Origin of the sequence: Rhodococcus sp. NPDC056743 (genome assembly GCF_042790355.1) — a bacterium.
Taxonomy (GTDB): domain Bacteria; phylum Actinomycetota; class Actinomycetes; order Mycobacteriales; family Mycobacteriaceae; genus Rhodococcus_F.
In genome coordinates this window covers 411,031-432,468 of the sequence record NZ_JBHTZI010000003.1, presented here as the reverse complement: position 1 = coordinate 432,468, position 21,438 = coordinate 411,031, and the positions used below count along the sequence as shown (strand labels likewise).

The 21,438-nt window shown below is 59.5% G+C and carries 18 protein-coding genes; 8 read left to right on the top strand and 10 right to left on the bottom strand.

Annotated features, from left to right (window positions below; translation table 11 throughout):
* Positions 1-21 precede the first annotated feature (21 nt).
* Complete coding sequence (locus ACFRFQ_RS09265) at positions 22-906, bottom strand: LysR family transcriptional regulator (RefSeq protein WP_378655963.1); 885 nt, start codon at positions 904-906, stop codon at positions 22-24.
* A gap of 130 nt (positions 907-1,036) precedes the next feature.
* Between ACFRFQ_RS09265 and ACFRFQ_RS09260 the strand changes: the two genes are divergently transcribed.
* On the top strand, positions 1,037-1,891 hold the full coding sequence (locus tag ACFRFQ_RS09260) for an amidohydrolase family protein (RefSeq protein WP_378655961.1): 855 nt from the start codon (positions 1,037-1,039) through the stop codon (positions 1,889-1,891).
* A 113-nt stretch (positions 1,892-2,004) separates the two neighbouring features.
* Positions 2,005-2,838, top strand: coding sequence for a mycofactocin-coupled SDR family oxidoreductase (locus tag ACFRFQ_RS09255; protein ID WP_378655958.1), 834 nt, complete (start codon positions 2,005-2,007; stop codon positions 2,836-2,838).
* Positions 2,839-3,070: 232 nt separating this feature from the next.
* Here the strand turns inward: ACFRFQ_RS09255 and ACFRFQ_RS09250 are convergent, their stop codons facing one another.
* The gene (locus ACFRFQ_RS09250) at positions 3,071-3,700 is read right to left on the bottom strand and encodes an NAD(P)-dependent oxidoreductase (protein WP_378655956.1); all 630 of its coding nucleotides are present in this window, start codon (positions 3,698-3,700) and stop codon (positions 3,071-3,073) included.
* 112 nt (positions 3,701-3,812) lie between these two features.
* Between ACFRFQ_RS09250 and ACFRFQ_RS09245 the strand changes: the two genes are divergently transcribed.
* Positions 3,813-4,199, top strand: coding sequence for a winged helix-turn-helix transcriptional regulator (locus tag ACFRFQ_RS09245; RefSeq protein WP_378655953.1), 387 nt, complete (start codon positions 3,813-3,815; stop codon positions 4,197-4,199).
* A gap of 249 nt (positions 4,200-4,448) precedes the next feature.
* Here ACFRFQ_RS09245 and ACFRFQ_RS09240 read toward each other — a convergent pair whose 3' ends face one another.
* The 4 genes from ACFRFQ_RS09240 to ACFRFQ_RS09225 form a co-directional block, all read right to left on the bottom strand.
* Positions 4,449-5,246, bottom strand: a complete 798-nt coding sequence (locus ACFRFQ_RS09240; RefSeq protein ID WP_378655951.1) for a DUF5984 family protein — start codon at positions 5,244-5,246, stop codon at positions 4,449-4,451.
* An 87-nt stretch (positions 5,247-5,333) separates the two neighbouring features.
* The gene (locus tag ACFRFQ_RS09235) at positions 5,334-6,188 is read right to left on the bottom strand and encodes a DUF1206 domain-containing protein (RefSeq protein ID WP_378655948.1); all 855 of its coding nucleotides are present in this window, start codon (positions 6,186-6,188) and stop codon (positions 5,334-5,336) included.
* A gap of 72 nt (positions 6,189-6,260) precedes the next feature.
* Positions 6,261-9,485: an HAD-IA family hydrolase gene (locus ACFRFQ_RS09230; RefSeq protein WP_378655945.1), complete on the bottom strand. Its 3,225-nt coding sequence runs from the start codon at positions 9,483-9,485 to the stop codon at positions 6,261-6,263.
* Positions 9,486-10,316: 831 nt separating this feature from the next.
* Entirely contained in the window at positions 10,317-10,670 is a 354-nt protein-coding gene (locus ACFRFQ_RS09225) for a carboxymuconolactone decarboxylase family protein (protein ID WP_378655941.1), read from the bottom strand.
* Between the two features lie 149 nt (positions 10,671-10,819).
* Between ACFRFQ_RS09225 and ACFRFQ_RS09220 the strand changes: the two genes are divergently transcribed.
* Positions 10,820-11,374: a hypothetical protein gene (locus tag ACFRFQ_RS09220; RefSeq protein WP_378655939.1), complete on the top strand. Its 555-nt coding sequence runs from the start codon at positions 10,820-10,822 to the stop codon at positions 11,372-11,374.
* A gap of 7 nt (positions 11,375-11,381) precedes the next feature.
* Here the strand turns inward: ACFRFQ_RS09220 and ACFRFQ_RS09215 are convergent, their stop codons facing one another.
* Positions 11,382-12,254: a TIGR03620 family F420-dependent LLM class oxidoreductase gene (locus tag ACFRFQ_RS09215; RefSeq protein ID WP_378655936.1), complete on the bottom strand. Its 873-nt coding sequence runs from the start codon at positions 12,252-12,254 to the stop codon at positions 11,382-11,384.
* 734 nt (positions 12,255-12,988) lie between these two features.
* Between ACFRFQ_RS09215 and ACFRFQ_RS09210 the strand changes: the two genes are divergently transcribed.
* The 3 genes from ACFRFQ_RS09210 (at position 12,989) to ACFRFQ_RS09200 (ending at position 16,182) form a co-directional block, all read left to right on the top strand.
* On the top strand, positions 12,989-13,915 hold the full coding sequence (locus ACFRFQ_RS09210; RefSeq protein ID WP_378655933.1) for a hypothetical protein: 927 nt from the start codon (positions 12,989-12,991) through the stop codon (positions 13,913-13,915).
* A gap of 141 nt (positions 13,916-14,056) precedes the next feature.
* A complete protein-coding gene (locus ACFRFQ_RS09205) occupies positions 14,057-15,550 on the top strand; it encodes a hypothetical protein (protein WP_378655931.1) in 1,494 nt (497 codons plus the stop codon).
* A 131-nt stretch (positions 15,551-15,681) separates the two neighbouring features.
* A complete protein-coding gene (locus tag ACFRFQ_RS09200) occupies positions 15,682-16,182 on the top strand; it encodes a hypothetical protein (RefSeq protein ID WP_378655928.1) in 501 nt (166 codons plus the stop codon).
* A gap of 314 nt (positions 16,183-16,496) precedes the next feature.
* On the opposite strand, the gene ACFRFQ_RS09195 is transcribed toward ACFRFQ_RS09200, so the two are convergent.
* From ACFRFQ_RS09195 to ACFRFQ_RS09185, 3 genes are read right to left on the bottom strand one after another with little or no spacing between them, the layout of a single operon-like run.
* A complete protein-coding gene (locus ACFRFQ_RS09195) occupies positions 16,497-17,858 on the bottom strand; it encodes a metallopeptidase TldD-related protein (RefSeq protein WP_378655926.1) in 1,362 nt (453 codons plus the stop codon).
* Positions 17,855-19,381, bottom strand: coding sequence for a TldD/PmbA family protein (locus ACFRFQ_RS09190; RefSeq protein WP_378655923.1), 1,527 nt, complete (start codon positions 19,379-19,381; stop codon positions 17,855-17,857). Before ACFRFQ_RS09190 ends, ACFRFQ_RS09195 begins: the two co-directional genes overlap by 4 nt.
* A 4-nt stretch (positions 19,382-19,385) precedes the next feature.
* Positions 19,386-20,126, bottom strand: coding sequence for a TSUP family transporter (locus ACFRFQ_RS09185; protein WP_378656322.1), 741 nt, complete (start codon positions 20,124-20,126; stop codon positions 19,386-19,388).
* 87 nt (positions 20,127-20,213) lie between these two features.
* Here ACFRFQ_RS09185 and ACFRFQ_RS09180 point away from each other — a divergent pair, with 87 nt between their 5' ends.
* Positions 20,214-21,377 (top strand): sensor histidine kinase, encoded by a 1,164-nt coding sequence (locus ACFRFQ_RS09180; protein ID WP_378655920.1) that lies wholly within the window; start codon positions 20,214-20,216, stop codon positions 21,375-21,377.
* Positions 21,378-21,438 lie beyond the last annotated feature (61 nt).

Here is a 21,438-nt window from a genome sequence, read left to right as displayed (position 1 = left end):
GCTCTCTCTTCGTTGGGACTGTCATTGCTCGTGGCCGGCGAGTTCGGTGGTGACGGTTTCGATTATCCGATCCGTGGTTGTGTCATCCCGTCCGTTGATGTACCAGTCGGTGCTGAGGGTTGGGGTTATCGGTCGCCATAATCGGTGAGATGGTTGTACGGTCGCCATGGATTCGACGCAGACGAGAACGGTGCGGTTGTCGTCTACAGTGTCTGCGCCGGTCGCCGCACCAAAGGTTGTGGTGCGGCTCCATGTAAGTGCAACGCCCGCGGATTCGAAGGCCCTTTCAACGAGAGTGTTCCATCGGCTGAGTGTGTCGTCGATTGACACGATCGGGTAAGTAGCGAGATCGGATAGGTTGATTACGCTCTTGAGTGCAAGCGGATGTTCGGCGGCGAGGATCGCTCCGACGAATTCACGTGCGAGCAGTTTCGTTTGTATGCCCGGAGCACGTACGACTTCTCCGACCGAGAGTGTCAGTGAGCCGTTGACGAGCCCTTCACGGACTTGGCTGTGTGGCTGAGTTGTTTGCCGGATCGCTTGATCGGGAAAGGCCGTACGCAGTAGAGCGAGAACCTCGCGGGGAATTTTCAATGAAGGTTCTGAGACATGCACATGCAACACCGGCGGTGGAGCACCTCCTGCGCGCCGGGTGGCGGCGAGGGCATCGGTGACTTCTATGAGTATCTGCTGTGCGCGGGCGGCCAGGAGCGCACCTGCGGAAGTCGGGGAGACTGTGCGACTTGTTCGGTCGAAGAGTGTGACTCCGAGTCGGCGTTCGATTCGCAGGATCGCTTGGCTGAATGCGGGCTGGGCAATGTGCACGCGTTGAGCTGCGCGAGTGAAGTTGCGTTCGGTCTCCAGCGCTGCGACGTATTCGAGGTCACGCAGGCTCACATCTAGCATGTGAACAGACTAGATGTAGGCGGGCAAAGTGTTGGCGTATCTCGTTGAATCAGCTCACTATTGCTGTGTCGAGTTCATCGAACAATGCTCTACGAGGTGAACGGTTTACACAATCATTGGGAGCTGAGTTATGACGTTTGATGTCGTCGATGCGCATATGCATTTGTGGTCCGTGACGGACCATGCGTGGTATCCGGCCCTTAGCCGGCTGGCTGAGCAACTTGATCGCACGGATCTGTTCCGAGACTTCGCAGTATCCGACTACACCGAAGCTGCTGGCGAGTTCACTGTGGGCGGTTTCGTTCACGTGTCTGCTACGACGGCCGAGCGCGCCTACCTCGAGGAGCAGCGATGGGTCGAGACTCTCGCCGAGCAGGCCGGGTTGAATCTCGTGACGATTGGAACTGTCGACTCCACCCTGTCGTCGGCTGAGCTCGTCGCCGACCTCGAGGAGCAGGCGCAGAGCCCCAGGTTTCGTGGGGTGCGGGTGCTGTACGACTTCGAACCAGACAGCTCTGCTGCGGATACGGTCCTGCGGTGGCTCGATGAAGGAGGGTATGTGTTCGATCTCGTCGCCCAACCGCGGGGTATGGCAGGGTGGCTCGCGGCGTTGAAACGCCACCCGGATCTAACGGTGGTGTTAGAACATTGCGGTTGGCCGCAGTCCACCGCAGCTGCCGATTTCGCACTGTGGAACGAGGCGATCCGTGCATGTGCGGAGCAGACGAATGCGCTGTGCAAGATCTCGGGCCTAGGCATGGTCACCGGCGATCTGTCGGAACCAACGTTGCGCCCATGGATAGAAGCTGCGATCGATCAATTCGGCTGGAAACGAGTAGCTTTCGGTTCCAACATGCCGATCGAGACGATGGGCGGATCCTTTCGGCAGCTCATCGAATCTTTCGAGCAGATCATCGGCGAGGCATCGAATGCAGATCAGAAGGCGTTCTACGCGGACAATGCACGCCGTTTCTACAAACTCTGACCACCCGCTCGACGAGCCCCGAAAGAATCACGCCTCGCAGTACGCAACACGCCGGATCCACACGCCAGGAGATTCGGTTCACACAAGACAATTGGGGAAGGACGATAATTTCTATGTCTGAGTTCACCGAAAAGATCGCCCTGATCACGGGCGCCGCTCGCGGTCAGGGCCGCGCACATGCACTGGCCCTAGCGGAAAGAGGTGCGACGGTCATCGCACTCGACAGCTGCACGGACGCCGAGACCATCCCGTATCCACTCGCTCGAGGCGAGGACCTGAAGGATACTCAGCGACTGGTCGAGGCAACTGGATCCAGATGCCTGACCTTCGAAGTCGATACCCGCGACAGCGAAAGCCTGAAATCCGTAGTGGCCCAGTGCCTGGACGACTTCGGCCGACTGGACATCTGCATTGCCAACGCCGGTGTCGTCAGCTTTGGAAAAGTGTGGGAACTGACCGACCGTCAGTGGGCGACGATGATTGACATCAACCTCACCGGCACCTTCAACACTCTCCGCGCCGTCGCGCCGCCGATGATCGAACAAGCCTCAGGACGCATCATCACCGTCGCTTCCGCGGCCGGGCGTGGCGGCGCCTCGAATCTCGGCCACTATTCGGCCTCGAAATGGGGCGTGATCGGATTGACGAAAACCTTGGCACTCGAAACAGCAGGAACAGGAGTGACCGCCAATACCGTGTGTCCAGGAACTGTATCGACAGACATGGTGCACAACGAAGCGATGTACTCGCTTTTCGCTCCCGACCTCACAAACCCCACCCGCGACCAGGTACAAAGTCGATACGCGAGTCTCAACCCGATGCGGGTGCCGTGGAGCGAAACTTCCGACATCACTGCCGCTGTGCTGTACCTCGCATCCGAGCAGGCCCGGCACGTCTCGGGAATCACCCTCGAAATCAATGCCGGAGTCTCCGCTCGGAACCCGTAGAGCATCGCGCATTCGGTGAGGGGCTACTGCTGGGGTCTCGTATCATCCCAATCCACGCAGTCCACCGGAAATTGCGGTGAGTGTGCGTGCACCGACATCGATAGACAGGACCGTGCTGCATACCGTCGATACATTGCCTGTCCCTTTCCACCGCTGACTCCTTCTCGGCGCGAAGACGACCTGAGTATCGCCCCTTCGGCCACAGCGCGAGGCCGGCGAACTGGACTCACTCTCAGCGTCTGATCACGGCGATCTGTGTTCGGTGGTGTGTCGCGTTGTCGATTTCGTCAACAGTCGCGACGGCGAGGTCGGTGTAGGTGAAGGTTGGGTCGGATGAAACCAAAAGTTCCGGACCGGCATTGACCAGAAGCGCGCCACCGGTTTCGGCGTGCTCGGCCAGGACCACCGGAGGCGGCGTGACTACCACCCAATCGAGTTCGCCCGGGCTCTGCTGTAGGAGTTCGAGTTCGAGGGCGTGGCCTACGGTGAACGGCTTCGCTTCATCGGGAAAATCAGGCGTGTCGATCAGCCGTATCCCCGGTGTCGGTTCGAGAGTTGTTCCGATCCCGATCACGAGTAAGCGCCCAGCCTGCAGCCCTTCGATCAATGCACGAGTGGATGCGGCGAAGAACTGGTCCGGCGATGTGTCGATGCGAGCGCTGGCGTTGATCACCACATCTGCCCCTGCCGTGAGCCGACGTACGTCGGCGACATTGGTGACGTCACCGGCGACACCACCGATGTCGGGGTGTGTAGCTGGGTTGCGCAGCACCGCAACCACGTCGTGGCCGCGGGAACGGGCCTGTTGCCAGATTTGGCGACCGGCTCGCCCTCCGGCTCCGAACAACACAATCCGGCTCATTAATTTCTCCGTTCGACTGCGTCACCGAGGTGGCGACGGGACTCGTTCACGGTAGGACCTACCCCCTCGGTTACCGCAACGTAAGCGACTCGACGTCCGTATTGTGGATTTCATGACAGGACCTCTGGATTCAGAACTATTCGCCTCGTGCGGGACAGTTCGTCCTCCGATACAGGTAGGAGGTAAATGGGATGCTCAGATCATCTTTTGTCTCCTCGGTGGAGCCCGGCGATTCTCCGAGATGCAAGTCCCGATGCGGCATGTTGCGCCGAAGGTCCTCACCGAATCTCTCCGAACCATGGAGCGTGACGGATTTGTCCGTCGGACAGTGCATTCGGAGTCGCCGCGCCACGTTACCTACGCATTAACCCCACTCGGATACACGCTCACGCAACCGCTGCAAGCTGCTTGTGAGTGGTCTCAACAACACCTTTCGGAAGTGATCGAGTCCAGGCAGCAACGTGAAACTGAACTCGCTCGACGCGCCGAGCATAGGTAGATATTTTATCCGGGTTGTCTGCGTGACAATGTAATTCGGCTGTTAGATCGGAAGTTGATCTGGACTGCGGTCGAGTTGCCTTCGACCGACAACTGGTGCTCGCGCCTCGGGTGGAACCGCTCAGAGCCGATCGAAGGCGATTGCAGTATCAGGGCATCGCGATAACCGGCAGGGGGTTGTGGGGTACTCGCGATAACCGATCATCCGGACTTCTTCCTGTGTGAGTGCGGTCATGACCGAACCCAGAGGTCACTGTGAATGCCGCGCGAGGATCGAAATGCCTGCTCGTACCGCATCCCAATCAGTGCTCACGCGGTGCGCCATCGCCTGTGTCAGCCAGGTCCGCCGCTCGGCCTGTTCCCGGATCAGACTGGCGACGTCGATGTCGATCTCCGGGGGAACGCCGGCCGCGGCGATCGTGTCCACCCGCACCTGCATCGCTTCAAGTAGGCGGCGGTCGAAATCGGTTACCGCGGATACAAATTCATCGGTTCTGACCGACGCTCTACCCGATAGCGGCGCAGTGAATGCGATTTCGCGGTCGGGGTCGATAGGGAACCGCCATTCCACGTTGACGGTGTCCACCGGTTCGAGTGTGCGCCACCACTGTAGTTCGGGCCCGAAACGCAGATAGCCCGTATCGATGCTTCGATCAGCGTAGGAGTCGGTTACCGCGTCGATCGCTGGGTCGTCGAGGAGTTCTGCGTTGTCGATGTCGTCGAAGTCGATGGACCACCCGGTAGTGACTGTATCCACCAGATCATTCGGCACAGATTCGAGGATGTAGGGCAACGCCTGCAGCATGTCTTCCCAGAGGCGGGCCACGTAATAGTCCGCCCACGGTGGGGCCGTTCGCCTGCCAGCAGAGGAGCGCCTGGCTGTGGTCTGCTCGGTATATCGCAGCAACTCGATGCCACTTACATCGAGGCAGTACCAGCCCCCGGTGAGTCCGAACCAGTGCAGGTTCCGGTTCTCTCCCCATGGTTCGACCTCGTCTACCGGGACCAGCTCGAACTGGAAACGCATCATGGCACGATGCAACCTCATAGCCGTACGTTTTGTCCATCGACTTTTGCCGGAGAGCATTTGAGAACCCAGGGATCATGCCGCCGTTCACTCATCACGATGAGTTGACTACATCTTGGCGGACCGGGCCATGGCGAAGGAGTAGAGACCGTAGGTGATGATGCCGATGCCGGCAATTACCAGGAGTGCGACTCCATAAGGTTGGGCGCCGAGGGTTTTCAGCGCGCCATCGAGGCCGGAAGACTTGTCGGGAGCGGATTGGCTCACCGCAAGGATTACCAGCACACCTATCGCCGCGATGGCAAGGCCCTTGGCGATGTAGCCGATCGTGCCCAGGCGTCGAACCAGATCACTGGTGGAACCTTCGAGATCCTCGAGGAAGTTCTGGCTGGCTCCTTTGTATACGTGGTAACCACCGATCGCGATAATGACGAGCGCACCGACAACGAGCGCGACCGAGCCGGCACCGGATTGCATCAGGCGCGCAGTGAACCCGGTGCTCTGACTGCTACTGGATATACCGATACCACGGGCGAATCCCCACGCGGAGAATGCAAAAGCAAGATAGACCGCCGCCAGAGAGAACGCCTTTATTCGATCGAATACCTGCGACAGCGTGCTTTCTGAATCAGGTCTGGAGGAACTGCCGAGTACGGCTTCGACAAGCCGCCACATGCCCATCGCAGCGAACACGACGACGCCGATCCACAGTGCTACGCCCCCGCCCGGCTTGTTTGCCAGTTCCGCCATCGCCCCGGATTGGTCTGCGGTTCCTCCTGCGCCCCCGAGAGCGAGGCGAATTGCAATGTAGCCGATGATCAGGTGAACGATGCCGCTCCCGATGAAGCCGGCACGGGCAAATTGCTCGAAGATGCTGTTTTGAGCGACACGGCCAATCGTGGACGACGAGTTGTTGTATTCCGTCGACGCAGTGTGCGAATCGCCTGAGTTGGTGTCAGACATGTTGGGTGATCGTCTTCCGTTGTGGGCATCGTCCTACGTTGGTGAGTGTACTGCTCATCGGTATGTCGAAAGCTACTGGGCGGCGACAGTCACAGACGTACCCGGGAACACGGTGTGGCTGCGGCTTTGGATTGAAAGTGCAATCGGTGCAGCATCTTTCGTTTCCGAGGTCACGGTCACTGAAGAATGCGTGCATTGAATCTGCAACCGATGGCCACGGTAATAGATCGTGAAGACGAGTGCACTCAGTTCGAGCGGCAATTGCGGGTGCAGCCAGAGAACATCTTCGCGGAAGTCGAGGCCCGTATAACACCGTTCGAGAATATCTATCGCGCCGGCCATCGCAGCGAGGTGAATACCCTCGCGCGTGCGGCCACGCTGGCTGTCCGAGAGATCCGACGCGAGCGCGGTACGAAGCATGTCCCATGACTGCGAACGATTTCCTCGCACCAGCACCCAGGTATGTGCGATTCGGCTGAGAGTCGATCCGTGCGTAGTGCGGGACAGATAGTAGTCGATCATGGACGGAATCGACGACGGATCGAAGTGGTAGCCCAACCGTGCGATCAGATCAGTCAGTTCCTCGGCGGAAAAGATGTAGAGCAGCATGAGTGTGTCAGCTTGCTTTGACGCCTTGTAGTGGATGGTTGAATCGCCTTCGGCTTCGAGAATGAGATCGAGCCGACCGATATCGATGTACCGGGAGCGGTAGTCCGCCCAGTCCAGTTCCTCGAGTGCGTCGAAACCCTCGAATTGCGCGAGCAGTCCACTCGGAAGGAAGGCGAGGCGTAGGCGTCGACTCACCTTTTCCCAGGTGGCCAACTCGGCTTCCGTGACCTCGAGATCGTCGGTGATGGATAGGCTTGTGCGGCCGAGTATCTCGACTGCGTCGAGCGCGCGCATCAGTGACCACTCCGTCATGATGTTGACGTACGTGTTGTTGTCGATGCCTTCGCCGGGACGGTCCGGATAGCCGTCATGAAATTCATCTGGACCCATGACGCCCCGGATGTCGTATCGGTCGTCGGTGGCGTCGTATTCAGCTCGACTGATCCAAAAACGCGCATTCTCGACAAGAAGTTCAAGCCCGTGATTCCTGAGAAACTCGAGATCGGTGGTTGTTTGCCAGTATTGCCACACGTTGTATGCGACAGCAAGGTTGACGTGATGCTGACGTCGGGAATTGTCGGGCATCCAGCGCTGGGAACGAGGATTGAACAATGCTGGAGGCGTTTCCTCGCGCCCATCGCTACCGCTCTGCCACGGAAACAGAGCGCCATCGTGGTCTAGTTTCCTGGCGTTGCGTTGCGCCTGTCGAAGACGCCGACTTCGATACAGCAGCAATGATCGTGTCAGTTCAGGTAGGCGCAAGGTCAGGATTGGCGTCACAAACAATTCGTCCCAGAACACGTGCCCGCGGTAGGCTTCGCCGTGCAGTCCCCGCGCGGGCACGCCCACATCGAGATCAATAGTGTGCATGGACAACGTCTGGAGCACGTGAACGATCAGGACGTTGGCAGCCAACGATGTCGTGACATCGGAGCCCAGGCTGATGGCAAATTTGTGCCACAGAAGATCCCAGGCGATGCAATGGCGGCGGAACAACTCGCTGTAATCGGTGGCATTGATCGCGTGTTCGCGCGCCGCGTGTTCAGGTTCAACCGTCGCATGGTCACGAGACGTGAAGAGTGACATGGTCTTTTCGAAAACAACGGGCTGACCTGCCGATGCCGCGTATGTGACAACCTGTGTGACGGCGCCGCCACTGACGTCCACTCGCCGTGTGTGTTGCGGCGTCGACCCATCATCGAGACGGACTCTCAACCGTTCACATTGCGACACACGGATATGCGACGTCGACGTTTCGACGGTCGACGAAACACAGTCGTGATCAACAGCTTCTGCGGCGACTACAGCGTGATGACGCTTCGCAAGCAAGGAATAATCCGGGACATTGTTGTTGCACACATCAGCGTTGATTCCCGAACGCACATGGACAGTGCCGTCCCAGTTCTGGGGGATGATCGTCGTGCTTATTGCCGCGAGGTGAGGATCGTCCATCGAGACGAATCGTCGTTGGCGAATTCTGGTCACCCGGCCGGCGATGTCGCGGAAAGTCGTCTCGCGGCGAACCGTCCCGCTGCGTAGATCGAACTCTTCATGGTGGTGATCGATCAGATGGGACCCGCTCCCGAGCCAATCACCGTCGGGTCCAGCCACGGTGAAGACCGTCCAATCCGGAATATTGACGGCACTCTCGTCATCGCGAGATCTACCTGCCACCTCCGAGATCAATCGGTTGTAGCACCCAGCGACGTATGTGCCGGGGTAATGCACGCCGTCGTCGTACGATTCCGAGCGCGTTCCGCGGGTGGCGAAATAGCCGTTTCCTTGTGTCAACAGCGTTTCCCGCACCCCAGCGGCGTCGGGGTTGAGACCACGGTATTCAAGCGACCACGACGCGTCGGCACCGTCAGTACACAGTTCGCATGCAGCGTCGTCGTTGTCGCCCTCTGCCAATGCGGAGGTGACGAAGCGGAAGTCGATCTCGCTGACGTCGGAGACCACGAGATCGGCTCCACTGTCAGTCAAGTCTGCAGCATTTTCAGCCGGTCCAAGGCCGACACACATGCCGAAGCCGCCGCAATGGGCGGCGCGGATTCCGGCGGTCGCATCCTCGACGACAACACATTCAGCGGGTGGGATGGACAGGCGCGCCGCTGCTTCCCGATAAGTGTCGGGGTTCGGTTTTCCCGATAAGCCCAGCTTCGCTGCGTCGATGCCGTCAAAGCGGATGTCGAAGAGATCAGCGAGGTGGGCGCTGTCGAGTACGAACTTCGCGTTCCTGCTTGCCGAGACAATCGCCGTGTAGACGCCAGCCGACCGCAACTGCTGAATCCACCGAACCGTAGGAACAATCACGTCGACGCGATGTCGGGCAAGTTCCTCGAGGAAGTACGCGTTCTTACGACGGAGAAGGCTGCTGATGGTGACCGCGTCCGGAGAATCATCCGAATTTCCCAGCGGGAGAACCGCATCGCGTGAAGTGAGATACGACTGCAGGCCGCGAGCTCGTTCTTTACCGTCGATGTACTGCCGGTAGTCGTGGTCGCTGAGTTCGACGTCGCCGATCCCACCGTGTTCGGACAAGTAGTGGAAGAGTCGACGCCAGGCCGCGAGGTGAACTTTGGCGGTGTCGGTGACCACACCATCCATGTCGAACAAGACGGCGCGCAAGGCCTTGCCGTCGATGACGATCGACGCCCGAGGAGTTCCGTCCGAATGCCAGATCGTCATGGCAGCTGCGCAGACGATCTGGACATATGGATCGAGGTAGACAGGACTTCGCGCTTTTCAGGCATCGAAGTGCTTGCGCGGATTTCCAATCTCGCTCCCTCCGGCAGTGCGGTTCTCTTCACGGTAACGGATATTTCGGACAGAGTGGCGGTGCGCGCGTGGTGCCGCGTGTTGTTCATGTCCGAAAGATTCCGACACGCGGGGTCCGATAAAACTTTTCCGAAGATTAGCTTGAATTTATTCACCACGCATTTCAGATGGGATTAATGTGTAGGTTAAAGTCGATTGAGCAGGCTGTATGCGCTAAATTAGCCGAGGTCTTGCTGATTGTCGGAGTTTCGACTCTTCAGTTGGGTTGGCGTGCGAGATGGCAAAATATGATCTACGTTCTGTGTTGTAAGGATTTGATTCAACCTCGACACGAAGGGAAGATTGAAATGGGAAGTTTGGAAGATTTCGATATCTCGGCAGTGCTGCAAAAGTTGATCGCATTTGTAGATTCCTTCTCATCGGACTCGCCGGAGACCCCAGAATAGAGTAAGCGACAAATGGTGCTGTGTGGGCCTGTTTTATTGGGCCTACGCAGCACCTACTGTCGTTTTCTGTGCCTCGAGTGCTTGCCTTGTGTCGATTCTGATTGAATATGGAACCTGTTTTTCGGTCAAGTCATCTGCATCCCAAAATGCGGACCTAATTCTGATCCGCCAAGCATTAGAGCGGGGTGAGCTCCTGATGGGTTGAGATAGCCAGTCGGTTCCATATATTGATCGCTGAGATTGCCATCAGTAGGCGAACAATCTGGTTTTCGGTGTATGACGCCCGCATTCGCGTCTATACTTCATCAGATACTCCACCTTTTCCTATCAGCGTCACCTGTTCCGTAAACTCCAGCACTGCTTGTTCAGCCTCGCTGAACCATGACGACGCTTCTCGCCACGCTGACAACACGTCCAATCGGCGTTGATCTTCGCCATCTTTTCGAGATTCAGTTGTGTGCATGTCGAGGCAGTATGCGCAGCCGTTGATCTGCGAGGCACGGATTTTCAGGAGATGGAGGGTTTTCGGTTCGAGGTCTCCGGCGTGGACATATTTCTCGATAGCCAGCATGCCTTTGTACGCCTCAGGGTCTACGTCGCTGACGGACAGTCGTTGTGTGGCCTCTGGTTGACTTTCGATGGTGCTCACGTGAACCTCCTTCGCGTCGGTAGGGGAGCGAGCCGCGATCGCTCCGAATCCCACGTTAGTGACGAAGCAGTGCTTTTCACACCGCCCACGCTCGACGTGATGTGTCCTGTTTCGGCACTGTGTGAAGCTTCCTATGTCAGAGTCGGTAGATGAGGGAAGATGCTGGCCCGGCGGACTGGTGGACCGTGCTCGTCGGCATCACAGCACTGCTCGTTGCCGGCGCTTGTGGTGTTGTTCTGTGGAGTGTTGTCCCACTTGTTTCGTATGCGTACTACGCGCTCGCCATAGTCGTGCTCGCCGTCCTGGGTGCAGTGTGGTTGATACTCAGCGTGATTGGCTGGTTCAAATTTCGAGCAATGCGGTGGAGTCTCATTGCGCCGGGACTTGTTCTCGTCACGGGCGCACTGGTGATGCTGTCCGTGCCGTCACGAGTGGCGTTCATGGCGTCGCAGAGCTCACTGGTTGCCGAGGCTCAGGAATGCTCGACGTCGTCGACTGACCGGCGGATAGGCGCGTATCAGGTTCGGCGAATCGAGCCAGTCGGCGACGGGTGTCTCTTCTACCTCGAAGGCGGGCTGATCAATTCGATTGGTCTTGCGTACCTGCCGGACGGAGCGCCGTACCTCGGTGATCCAAGACATGACGGTGACATCGGCTACCAGGCGTTCGACGGCGATTGGTACACGTTCGTGCAAGCGTTCTAGGTGGCTGTCAGACGATCAATGCCGTTGCGAGGTTCCGATATTCGGCGGCGGGAAAAGCAGTCGCATCGGCGGTGAGTACCTGGATGGCGACTTCGTCGGCGCCCGCTTCGTAGTGCGCTTCGATGCCGGCGCAGACACGTTCGAGGTCACCCCACGGGATGAGCTTGTCCATCAGGCCGTCGCTGCCGCCGTCCAACAAATCCTTGTCCGTGTAGCCGAGACGGCGGAGGTTGTCCGAGTAGTTCGGCAACGACAGGTAGCCGCGCATGTAATCGCGGGCGATCCTGCGCGCAACGGTTTCGTCCTCTTCGAGGACAACGGCAACTTCAGGTGCGAGCAGTGGCTCGGTTCCGAGTATCTCTCGTGCAAGGGCTGTGTGTTCTGGCGGGACGAAGTACGGGTGTGCTCCTGCGGATCGTGCCGCTGAAAGCTCGAGCATGCGAGGGCCGAGGGCCGCCAAGACCCTGCGGCTGGCGGGGACCGGCTCCGGTGCGGCGTCCAAAGCGTCGAGGTACTGAACCATGTGAGTGTAGGGCTTGGTGTACGTGTGTTGAGCCTTCACATCGACGATCGGTGCGTGGCTGGTTCCCACTCCGAGCAGAAAGCGGCCCGGGTATTCGCGCTCGAGTGCACTGACAACGTGGGCGGTTTCAGTGGGTTCGGCATGCCAGATACTGGCAATTCCGCTGGCAACACCGATTCGCGTTGTCGCGGATAGCACCTCTTCGTACACTCCGGGGAGGCCTTCTCCGAAGCCGCCCGACGTCCACAGACGGGTGTAACCCAACTCGTCGAGCTCGCGAGCAGCATCGAGTGCTTCTTTGCGATGCTGCGGGCTCAGCCAGAGCGCCCCACCCCATGCGCTTACCTGTCGTGTCATACCGTGAGCCTAGCTATTGATCGGGTCCGGCTGTGATGAATTCAGCGCGTTAAGTCACTGCGCCTGCATCTTAGTTTCCCAGCCGTTCTCGAACTGGTCGGTGGGATCTGACCACGGCTGACGACCAGATCCGGCTATGGAGCGAAAATGTGCGCGCTGTCGCGTTTGTCGTACGGCCACGCTGCTAGGTCGGGTACATCGTTCCGGTGAGATTGAAAAGTTGCAGATCATGCGGGTGATCGCCGCGCGGCAATTGCGCTCACGCAGGGCTGATCACGCGCGCGTGCGCACAATCGGCGAGCGACCTCGGCGAAATCCCGACACGCTGCCGGGGGCCGATTTCCGACAGGGCATCGGGACGGCAATTGTCGGGCAGCAGAAGCAGCAGAGCCCAACATCGCGCTGCTGCCAGGTCCGCGCGGAGCCAATACGGACTGCAGGATCACCCGACGACTGATCGTCGCGCTATTTTTCAGCGCAAGGTAGCCCCGCTCCCGATGTCGTTCCCCTCGCCGCGCAGTCTCCTGACGGCATCCGCCGACGAGTCGATGTTGACGTGCGTTGTGGCACGGTGCATTGGATTCAGTCGGACCCGTATTGATTGGCGCCCAGTCACCGATCCCCAATTGCACCCTGTGAGTCGAAATTGGCAGTGTCGGACTTATTGGTCTGCGGTCCCTGGCACACTCGCAGTAATGGCGACCAGGGTCCCTGGTCCTCACGATTAGGAGCTGATGTCAATGATGAGGCTGGGAAGAAACGGCGCGCGGCTTCGATCAAGCAAATCGAAAGTCCTCGTTGTTGCAGCTCTTACCATGGTCATGGGCACCGCCTGTAGCAGCCCTGAACCGGAACGTGATGTGGCGACAGAAATCATCGCCTTCGCTGATGGTGATGGTGATGGTTCGATTTACACGATTAAGCCGGACGGGAGCGGCCTTCGCCAGCTCACCACTAGCATCACTGACGACAACTACGCCGAATACGCGTCAGACCCTGCGGTGTCCCCGGACGGCAGCAAGATTGCTTACACACGAGGATCGGGGATCGCGGTGATGAACGTCGACGGAACCGAGCAGGCAACCGTGACCGATCGCGGCGGTTCACCCAACTTCTCGCCGGACGGTTCGAAGATCGTATTCGGCTGCGTCGGTGGGATTTGCCTGGTCAACGCGGACGGTTCCGAGCGGCAACAACTCTCACCGGAGGTCAATGACGATCGGAGCATCCCGAGTAGATCCTTTCCGTCGTTCTCCCAGGACGGCACGAAGATCATCTTCAATGAAAATGGTTACATCGCAGGGTTTTCAGCAGATGGCACCGGATGGTTTCAGGTACTGCGTGACCAGTATTGGAACTCCGACCCCGCCTATTCGCCGGACGGGTCGACCATCGTGTTCTCGAGCAACCGAGGCGGGAAAAACCAATCCGAGACATATGTGATGACAGCCGATGGTAAGGATATTCGAGCACTCACGACGGAACATGATGTCGGAGCAGTGTATTCGCCGGATGGCTCGAAAATCGTCTATACGCACGGGGTGACTGAACCTCGTACCCTCGTCGGAATCTGGGTAATGAACCCTGACGGAAGTGAACCACGTCTGTTGACCTCGAAGTCTCTGATCGCTCAAGCGCCTAGTTGGGGTGGCCATGCGTAGCGTCGCCTCTTTGCGGTAATTGTCGCGATTTTTCGTGAACAGGCCTGGCCGCAAACAAATGTGTGGTCGACTCGAACCGCACATAGCGCGGGGTCTCTGTCTGTCGTCCGCGAAATCACTTCCACTACGTATGGAGATGCGATGCAGAAGGTGCGGGGCGGGACGAGCGGTCGACTGGTTCTGACAGCTCTTACTGCGGTACTCATTGCCGCTGCCAGCGGAAATGCATCCGCTCAGCCGTCTTCATGGGGCCCACTCGCCGATCCCAACCCGTTCCTGGGACCTATGGGTACCTCGACGATGCACGGCGACGCGGGTTCCTCCGACGCAACACCACTCAGCGGCCCGGGAACTGGGAAACTGGCTGTCGACCCGCTTCCCTTGGCGGCCGCGTGTCCGACGCTGCTCGAAGGTTCCGACGGATTGGTGCTAGCGCTGTGCACCAGCATTCTCGGCCAGATTCCAACTGTGCACCTGATAGATACCTCGAGCCTCGGGACGGGCTCGGCGGGTTCGTCAGCCGGATCACTCTCACCGGCTGCTTCCGTCGCACAACTTGAACTTGCAAAAGGCAGCCTCCTCGGAGGTGTCTATGCGTACTTGGACAACCAGAATCGTCTGGTTGCGGTGGATGGTGACCGCCAACTGGTACGGGTGCAGCACGAGCGGATGGCAAACGGTGGTTGGCGGCTGTTCATCGACCAATCCGTTGACCTTGCTTCGTCAATTCCGGATGGAGACAACGTCACTGGCCTTGCTCCGGACTGGCAGGGCAATGTGTGGTTCGCGACCGGAGCCGGTCGCGTCGGGCGCGTTGACGGGGAAGGGGTCGCTCGCACACTGCAATTGCCGGCGGGTGAGGAAGTACAGAACAGTATCTCCACCGCCACTTTCGGTACCGCAGTTGCGACTACTCATGCGCTGTACCAGTTCAGCGCCGGGCAGGACGGCACCCCGAAGATCGACTGGCGTGCACCGTACGACCGGGGCAGTGCCCGCAAACCAGGTCAACTGAGCTGGGGGACCGGTTCGACGCCGACGTATTTCGGTCCCAATGGTGATGATTACCTGACCGTTGTCGACAATGCAGACACCCAGGTGTCTGTGTTGGTCTATCGCGCTGCAACCGGTGAAATGGTGTGTAGTCACAAGGTTCTCACTACCTCGGGTCCGGGCAGTGAGAACTCGCCAATCGGCATCGGCAACTCGGTGTTCGTTGCCGGCACCTACGGCTATCCCTATCCGACAGTGCCGGCGGGCGCCGGTCCTGCTGTACCCGCGACCGCACCGTTTGTCGGCGGGATGACGCGCGTCGATATCGATGGTGCCGGAACCGGATGCCACACAGTGTGGGACAACGATGTTCGCAGCTCCGCTGTTCCGCACCTGTCGACAGCCGACGGAAATCTGTACACCGTTGTCCGTCAAGGCCTTCCGCTCTCGTCTGACGGCACCACTCCGCTCGATGGGTTTGCGTTTACCGTGATCGATCCGAATACGGGTTCCGTACTTGCGACGCGGGATCTGCCCGGAACAATCGTCAATGACACCCTGCAGATGTCTGCCCTGATCAATTCGAGTAGCGACTACCTTCAGGGAACGATCAGTGGGGTGATCCGAGTCCGTGGACAGTAACGGCGTCGGTACATCAACGACGCTCTTGACTGCGTTTATGTGGCAAAAAGTACGCTAAAGATTGCCGTACCCGTGAGTTCGTTGTTGCTCAACGACTGCGCGGTCGTCAGTTCGTGTGCCAGGCTCAGATGATGGTTTGGTATCAGAGATTCATGCCGCCCGACGCCAAGGAGTTGGGTGCAATCGCACACGGTCCGAGGCTGCTGGCCCAAGTGGATGGGGTGACGGTGGGGCTACGGTCGATTGTGGCCTACACATCGGGGCTCGAACTCGCTGTTGTCGTGGTAGCGACAGGCGTTCATGCTGACGCGCTGCTGCGCCAGTACACGGCTCCTGCAGTCACCGATCCTGAAACGGGTCGACGCCGGCCCGGCGCGACATATGGGCGCCCCTTGCGGTTGAGAGCTCTCGAGGACTCGGTGCTCCAACCCACTCGGCATAGAGATGGCCAGGGATACGTGAACTCCGAGATACAACAGCGTGAGTATCTGTTTGAGCTCACGCCCTTACCTGACACAGAGGATCTGCCTCTCATCGCAGAGTGGCCGGAGATCGGTCTCGAACCCGTCACGACGCATCTGAAGTTGCCACCGCCCGCTGTATTGGCGGCAGCGATCATTCCGCTGCCCTAGTCACTCCAGTGTGTAACTCTCACGCGTGTTGTGTCGAATTCGATACTTGCGGTTGATTTTTCGGTTGAGCGGAGGGAACGCAATGCAGCCAGGTCGGTATCAATTTTCCGGTGCTGTCGATCCGCGATACCGAGACGCTGTCACTGCATCCGTGATTCAACTTCACTGCGTGGGCGATAGCGTCCCGGTCGGATTCGAATTCACCAACCGTCGAGGTGCCTTCCGGGAGGGTGATCTTGTACTTCTCCATTGCAAAACTTCTTCGTGTAGTCCTATCCAATGGCCTACCCCGAGGGAGTTGGAGAGAAACGTTTCTACTGCGCCGCACTGACTGACGACATGTGGAAGTCGGGAATGCGCAGCGGTGGCATGGCGGTGCGGGTGAACCAGTCTTTCCACTCGCGGGGGAGAGTGATCTCGGTGCGTCCAGCCTCGGTGACACGGCGCAAGAGGTCCAGGGGGCTCTCGTTGAACCGGAAGTTGTTGACCGCGCCGACGATCGTGCCGTTCTCGATGAGGTACACACCGTCGCGGGTCAGCCCGGTGAGCAGCAGCGTTGTCGGATCAACTTCGCGGATGTACCAGAGTGTGGTGAGGAGGAGACCGCGTTCGGTTTTTGCAATCATGTCCTCAATACCAGTGTCATCGCCGCCGGTCAGGATCAGGTTGTCGCCGGGCACGGCAACGGGTCGATCGAATTCGCGGGCAGCGTGACGTGGATACGCGAGGGCGGAGATCGTGCCGTCCTTGATCCAGTCGACGCGATCGATGTCCATGCCGTTGTCGAAGAGGGATACGGATTCACTCGACGACGTGGTGACTACGAACGGCGCGGATTCCAGGCCGTCGGCGCCGGGGTCCGAGGTCAGCGTCAAAGCGAGCGATCCGAGGGTTTCGCCGATTCGTGTGCCACCGGTTTTCGACAGCGCGGTGTGGCCTTCCTCGGCTCCGCGGCCTTCCATCGTCCACATCAGGTAGATCATGAGGTCGGCAACCGCGGAGGGCGGAAGAATTGTTTCGTAGCGCCCAGCCGGCAAGGCGACCGAGTTTTTCGCCCAGTCGAGACGAGTGGTCAACTGGGTCAATAGATTGGGTACGGAGATGTCGGTGAAGTCGACTGTCCCGGATCCGACCCAGGCGCTGGCGTCGCCGCGTTTGCCGTTGATCTCGATCGAGCCGGTGGGCTGCACGGTGCGGCGACGAAGGCCGGCGGAGGTTCCGAGCCATGTGGTGTGCAGTTGATGATGGGCGAAGCCGAATAGTTGGTCTTGTCCGTCGAATCCGACTGAGAGGTCGGACGCAAGGCGACCGAAGACGGCGATGTCCGTGAGCGCGGGACCGGATTCCCACCCCGAATCTGCCGGACCTTCCGGAACGAGCTCGGAGGCGTCGTCGGCGGGTGTTGCACTTCGGGCAGCGTCCTCGCTGGCCTTCACAACGGTCTCGATCTGTGCTGGATCAACGCTGCTGGAACTGACCGTGCCGACGCGGGCGATGTCACCGTTCCGAACAATGGAGATGACGGTCCAGGTCCTAGAAAGTGAGACGCCGTTCGTGGTCATGGAATTGTTGGCCCACCGCAGCGACGCTTCGCTGGCGTCGGTGACGATGACGATCGATTCGTCGACAGTTCGCGCGGCCAGCGCGCGTTCCACTACCTGCTGCGCCGTGATCACTGCTGGGCCTCCGAACGGGTGTTGAGGATGTTGACGCCGCGGAACAATGCGGACGGGCATCCATGACTGACGGCTGCGACCTGTCCGGGTTGTGCCTTGCCGCAATTGAATGCGCCGCCGAGTTTCCACGTCGACGCTCCGCCGACGGCTTCCATCGAGCCCCAGAAGTCGGTAGTCGTGGCCTGATATGCGACGTCGCGAACCTGGCCGTCGAGTTTGCCGTCCCGGATCCTGAAGAACCGCTGACCCGTGAACTGGAAGTTGTAGCGCTGCATGTCGATTGACCAGGACTTGTCTCCGACGATGTAGATGCCGTTCTCAACGCGAGAGATCAAGTCGGCCGTCGACGTGTCGGTCTCCGGATCGGCGGAGAGGGAAACGTTTGCCATGCGCTGGATGGGTACGTGGTGTGGCGAATCGGCGTACGAGCATCCATTGGAGCGATCTAAACCCAGACGCGGCGCGAATGCGCGGTCGAGTTGATATCCGACCAGCGTGCCGTCAGCGACGAGATCCCAGCGTTGGGCGGCGGCGCCGTCGTCGTCGTACCCGATGCTCGCCAGTCCGTGTTCGACGTTGCGATCGGCGGTGACATGCATGATGTCGGTGCCGTACTTCAGGGTGCCGAGCTTGTCCGGGGTCGCGAACGACGTGCCGGCGTAGGCAGCTTCGTATCCGATCGCCCGATCGTATTCGGTTGCATGCCCGATGGATTCGTGGATGGTAAGCCACAGATTGGTCGGGTCGATCACGAGGTCGGTCGGGCCAGGTGTCACTGACGGCGCCTTGACCTTCTCTGCGAGCCACTGCGGGATCTGCGCCAGTTCATCCGCCCAGTCCCACGTGCTCTCGGCGCCGAGATACTCCCAACCCCGCGCCACCGGCGGCGCCAAGGTGCGCATCGATTCGAAGCTGCCCGCCGATTTGTCGACGGTTGTTGCCTCGATTTCGGGATGCAGGCGAACCCGCTGCTGCGTGATCGACGAGCCGGCCAGGTCGGCGTAGAACGTCTGCTCCTTGACCTGCAGAACTCCGGCGGTGACATGGTCGACGCCGTCGGATGCCTGAAGACGGCCCGAATAGTCGAGGAGGAGATCTACCTTGTCCGACGTCGGAGTGGTGAACGGATCTATCTCGTAAGGAGACACCCAGGTGGAGTCGACGTAGATCGGTTCGTCGGCAAGAGTCACCGGATCACGATTGAGAGAACGCAATGCCCTCGCCACCTCGACGGCTTGCTGCGCCAACGCGGATGCAACTGTGGGAGAAACCTCGGCATGTGAGGCAAACCCCCAGGTTCCGTCAACGATCACGCGGACAGCTACTCCCACTTCGTCGCTGTCCGAAACGGATTGAACCTTGCCGTCGCGCAACCTGATCGACTGCGTCAGTAACCGGTGCACACGCACATCTGCGTGCTCAGCTCCGGCGGCGCGCGCAGCGGACAGCGCGGCATCCGCTACTGCCTTCAGCGGGAGGGCGAGGAAATCTGCATCGACATCTCGGGTGACGGTCACGGTCATGACGCTAGCCGAACTGCTGCCACCCCAGGCGAATCACCATGGCAATCACGACAACCAGCAGCGTTATCCGGACAAAACCAGAGCCTTTACTCAACGCCATGCGCGAACCGATGACCGCGCCGAGGACATTGCACACCGCCATCGCCAATCCCAGGCTCCACCACACATGGCCGGTGACGGCAAAGTACGTCAAAGCACCGAAGTTGGAACCCAGATTGATGACCTTGGCCATCGCGGCGCTGCGGACGAACTCCGTTCCCAGGAAAGTCGCGAAGCTGATGATCAGGAACGTGCCTGTTCCGGGGCCGAGTAAACCGTCGTAAAGCCCGATGAGTCCCGCCGACAACAGGATCACCAGAGCAGACTTGCGTTGAGTCGGGCGGTGGGTGGCGAGCGTTGTCCCCAAGCTGGGACGCAGCGTGACGAACAACGCGACGGCCACCAGGACAACCATCACGATCGGGATGAAGTACTTCTTGTCGATCAACGACACTGCAGCCGCACCGCACGCCGCAGTGATCGCAGCGAGGATTGCTGCTGGGATCAACTGCCGCCATTGCATCGGAATTCGGCGTGAGAACGTCCACACCGCAGCGCTGGTACCGGTGAACGCGGTGAGCTTGTTGGTGGCGAGTGCAGCTTGGGGCGTCAACTGGGGCGCAACCAGGAACAGTGCCGGTAGCAGAATCAGTCCGCCGCCGCCGACAACGGCGTCCACCCATCCGGCCGCCGTTGCAGCCGTCATGAGTAGGCCCCAGTCCGCAATATCCACGGCGGTGACTCTCTCACAGTGTGACGAGCAATGCGGCCACGGTGTGGGAGTCTTGACCGCATGAGGAGGTTCAGCCTGTGGCTGCGAGGTAAGCCGATGATTGCCGACGGTACGTTGGCGCTGCTGTTCTTCGGCCTGGAAATCATCTCGTACATCGGTTCGGAGCGTGAGGAACACTGGCCACAACTGGCCCTCGGCTTTCTGATCTGCCTTCCCGTACTCTGGCGTCGCAAGTATCCGCGAGTGTCAGCGGTAGCGATTCTTCTTATGTCTTTCACCAGCACTTTTCTCATGTGGATGAGCGGGAATGCATCGATCGAACATCCCGGTTTGCTGGCGCTCGGCGTTGCTCTCTACACACTGGTCATGTACGTGGACCGCCGCACCGCCGCGATTTATCTCGGATTCCTCTTTATCGACTCGACTCTGGCGATGCTTGTGGTGCGAACCGACATCGTCCTGGACCTCATCGTTACCGCAATGCTGTTCGCCCTGGCCTGGATCAGTGCCGAATTTGTCAGTGCCAGACGCGCGTACGACGAAGAAGTGGCAGCGCGACTGGAGGTCGCCGAATACGACCGCGACCGCCGAGCCGAGGAAGCCGTGGCCGCCGAGCGCACCCGCATTGCCCGTGAACTGCACGACGTCGTTGCCCACGCGGTGAGCGTGATGATCGTCCAGGCCGACGGGGCGGGCTACGCCCTCGACACGAATCCGGCGCTCGCGAAGAAAGCCCTTGGCAACATCTCGAGCACCGGACGTGACGCGCTCGCAGAACTACGACGCACGGTTTCACTGTTGCGTACCGAAGTCAACAACGACGCGATGCCGCAGCACGGGTCTGCAGGCATCGCGAAGGTTGTGGAAATGATGCGCGCAACGGGTTTGAGTGTGCGGCTGGAGTTGACGGGCGAACTCGACGACATCACGCCGTCCGTGAGTTTAGGCATTCATCGGATCGTTCAGGAGTCACTGACCAACGTGCTTCGCCACGGCGGTTCCAGTCCGAAGGCCCGAGTAACTGTGCGCCGTACCGAAACCTCTGTTCTTGTGGAAGTCACCGACCGGGGGACAACGATGTCGGCCTTCACGGGCGGTTCCGGCAACGGCCTGGTCGGAATGCGTGAACGTGTCGCAGTTCTGCAGGGAACCCTCGAGACCGGTCGACGTCCGGATGGCAGTTGGCGCGTGTACGCAGAACTTCCGCTCCAGATCAAGGATTGATGTCAGAGCGCACTGAAGGCTGCCCAACGTGCGTCGGCGCTGATGCCGAGAGCGGGTTCGG

What these genes read in the sequence shown, in the direction of transcription:
- ACFRFQ_RS09265 (WP_378655963.1), bottom strand. Translation starts at nt 906, where the DNA reads ATGCTAGATGTGAGCCTGCGTGACCTCGAATACGTCGCAGCGCTGGAG.
- ACFRFQ_RS09260 (WP_378655961.1), top strand. Translation starts at nt 1,037, where the DNA reads ATGACGTTTGATGTCGTCGATGCGCATATGCATTTGTGGTCCGTGACG.
- ACFRFQ_RS09255 (WP_378655958.1), top strand. Translation starts at nt 2,005, where the DNA reads ATGTCTGAGTTCACCGAAAAGATCGCCCTGATCACGGGCGCCGCTCGC.
- ACFRFQ_RS09250 (WP_378655956.1), bottom strand. Translation starts at nt 3,700, where the DNA reads ATGAGCCGGATTGTGTTGTTCGGAGCCGGAGGGCGAGCCGGTCGCCAA.
- ACFRFQ_RS09245 (WP_378655953.1), top strand. Translation starts at nt 3,813, where the DNA reads ATGACAGGACCTCTGGATTCAGAACTATTCGCCTCGTGCGGGACAGTT.
- ACFRFQ_RS09240 (WP_378655951.1), bottom strand. Translation starts at nt 5,246, where the DNA reads ATGAGGTTGCATCGTGCCATGATGCGTTTCCAGTTCGAGCTGGTCCCG.
- ACFRFQ_RS09235 (WP_378655948.1), bottom strand. Translation starts at nt 6,188, where the DNA reads ATGTCTGACACCAACTCAGGCGATTCGCACACTGCGTCGACGGAATAC.
- ACFRFQ_RS09230 (WP_378655945.1), bottom strand. Translation starts at nt 9,485, where the DNA reads ATGACGATCTGGCATTCGGACGGAACTCCTCGGGCGTCGATCGTCATC.
- ACFRFQ_RS09220 (WP_378655939.1), top strand. Translation starts at nt 10,820, where the DNA reads ATGAGGGAAGATGCTGGCCCGGCGGACTGGTGGACCGTGCTCGTCGGC.
- ACFRFQ_RS09215 (WP_378655936.1), bottom strand. Translation starts at nt 12,254, where the DNA reads ATGACACGACAGGTAAGCGCATGGGGTGGGGCGCTCTGGCTGAGCCCG.
- ACFRFQ_RS09210 (WP_378655933.1), top strand. Translation starts at nt 12,989, where the DNA reads ATGTCAATGATGAGGCTGGGAAGAAACGGCGCGCGGCTTCGATCAAGC.
- ACFRFQ_RS09205 (WP_378655931.1), top strand. Translation starts at nt 14,057, where the DNA reads ATGCAGAAGGTGCGGGGCGGGACGAGCGGTCGACTGGTTCTGACAGCT.
- ACFRFQ_RS09200 (WP_378655928.1), top strand. Translation starts at nt 15,682, where the DNA reads ATGGTTTGGTATCAGAGATTCATGCCGCCCGACGCCAAGGAGTTGGGT.
- ACFRFQ_RS09190 (WP_378655923.1), bottom strand. Translation starts at nt 19,381, where the DNA reads ATGACCGTGACCGTCACCCGAGATGTCGATGCAGATTTCCTCGCCCTC.
- ACFRFQ_RS09185 (WP_378656322.1), bottom strand. Translation starts at nt 20,126, where the DNA reads ATGACGGCTGCAACGGCGGCCGGATGGGTGGACGCCGTTGTCGGCGGC.
- ACFRFQ_RS09180 (WP_378655920.1), top strand. Translation starts at nt 20,214, where the DNA reads ATGAGGAGGTTCAGCCTGTGGCTGCGAGGTAAGCCGATGATTGCCGAC.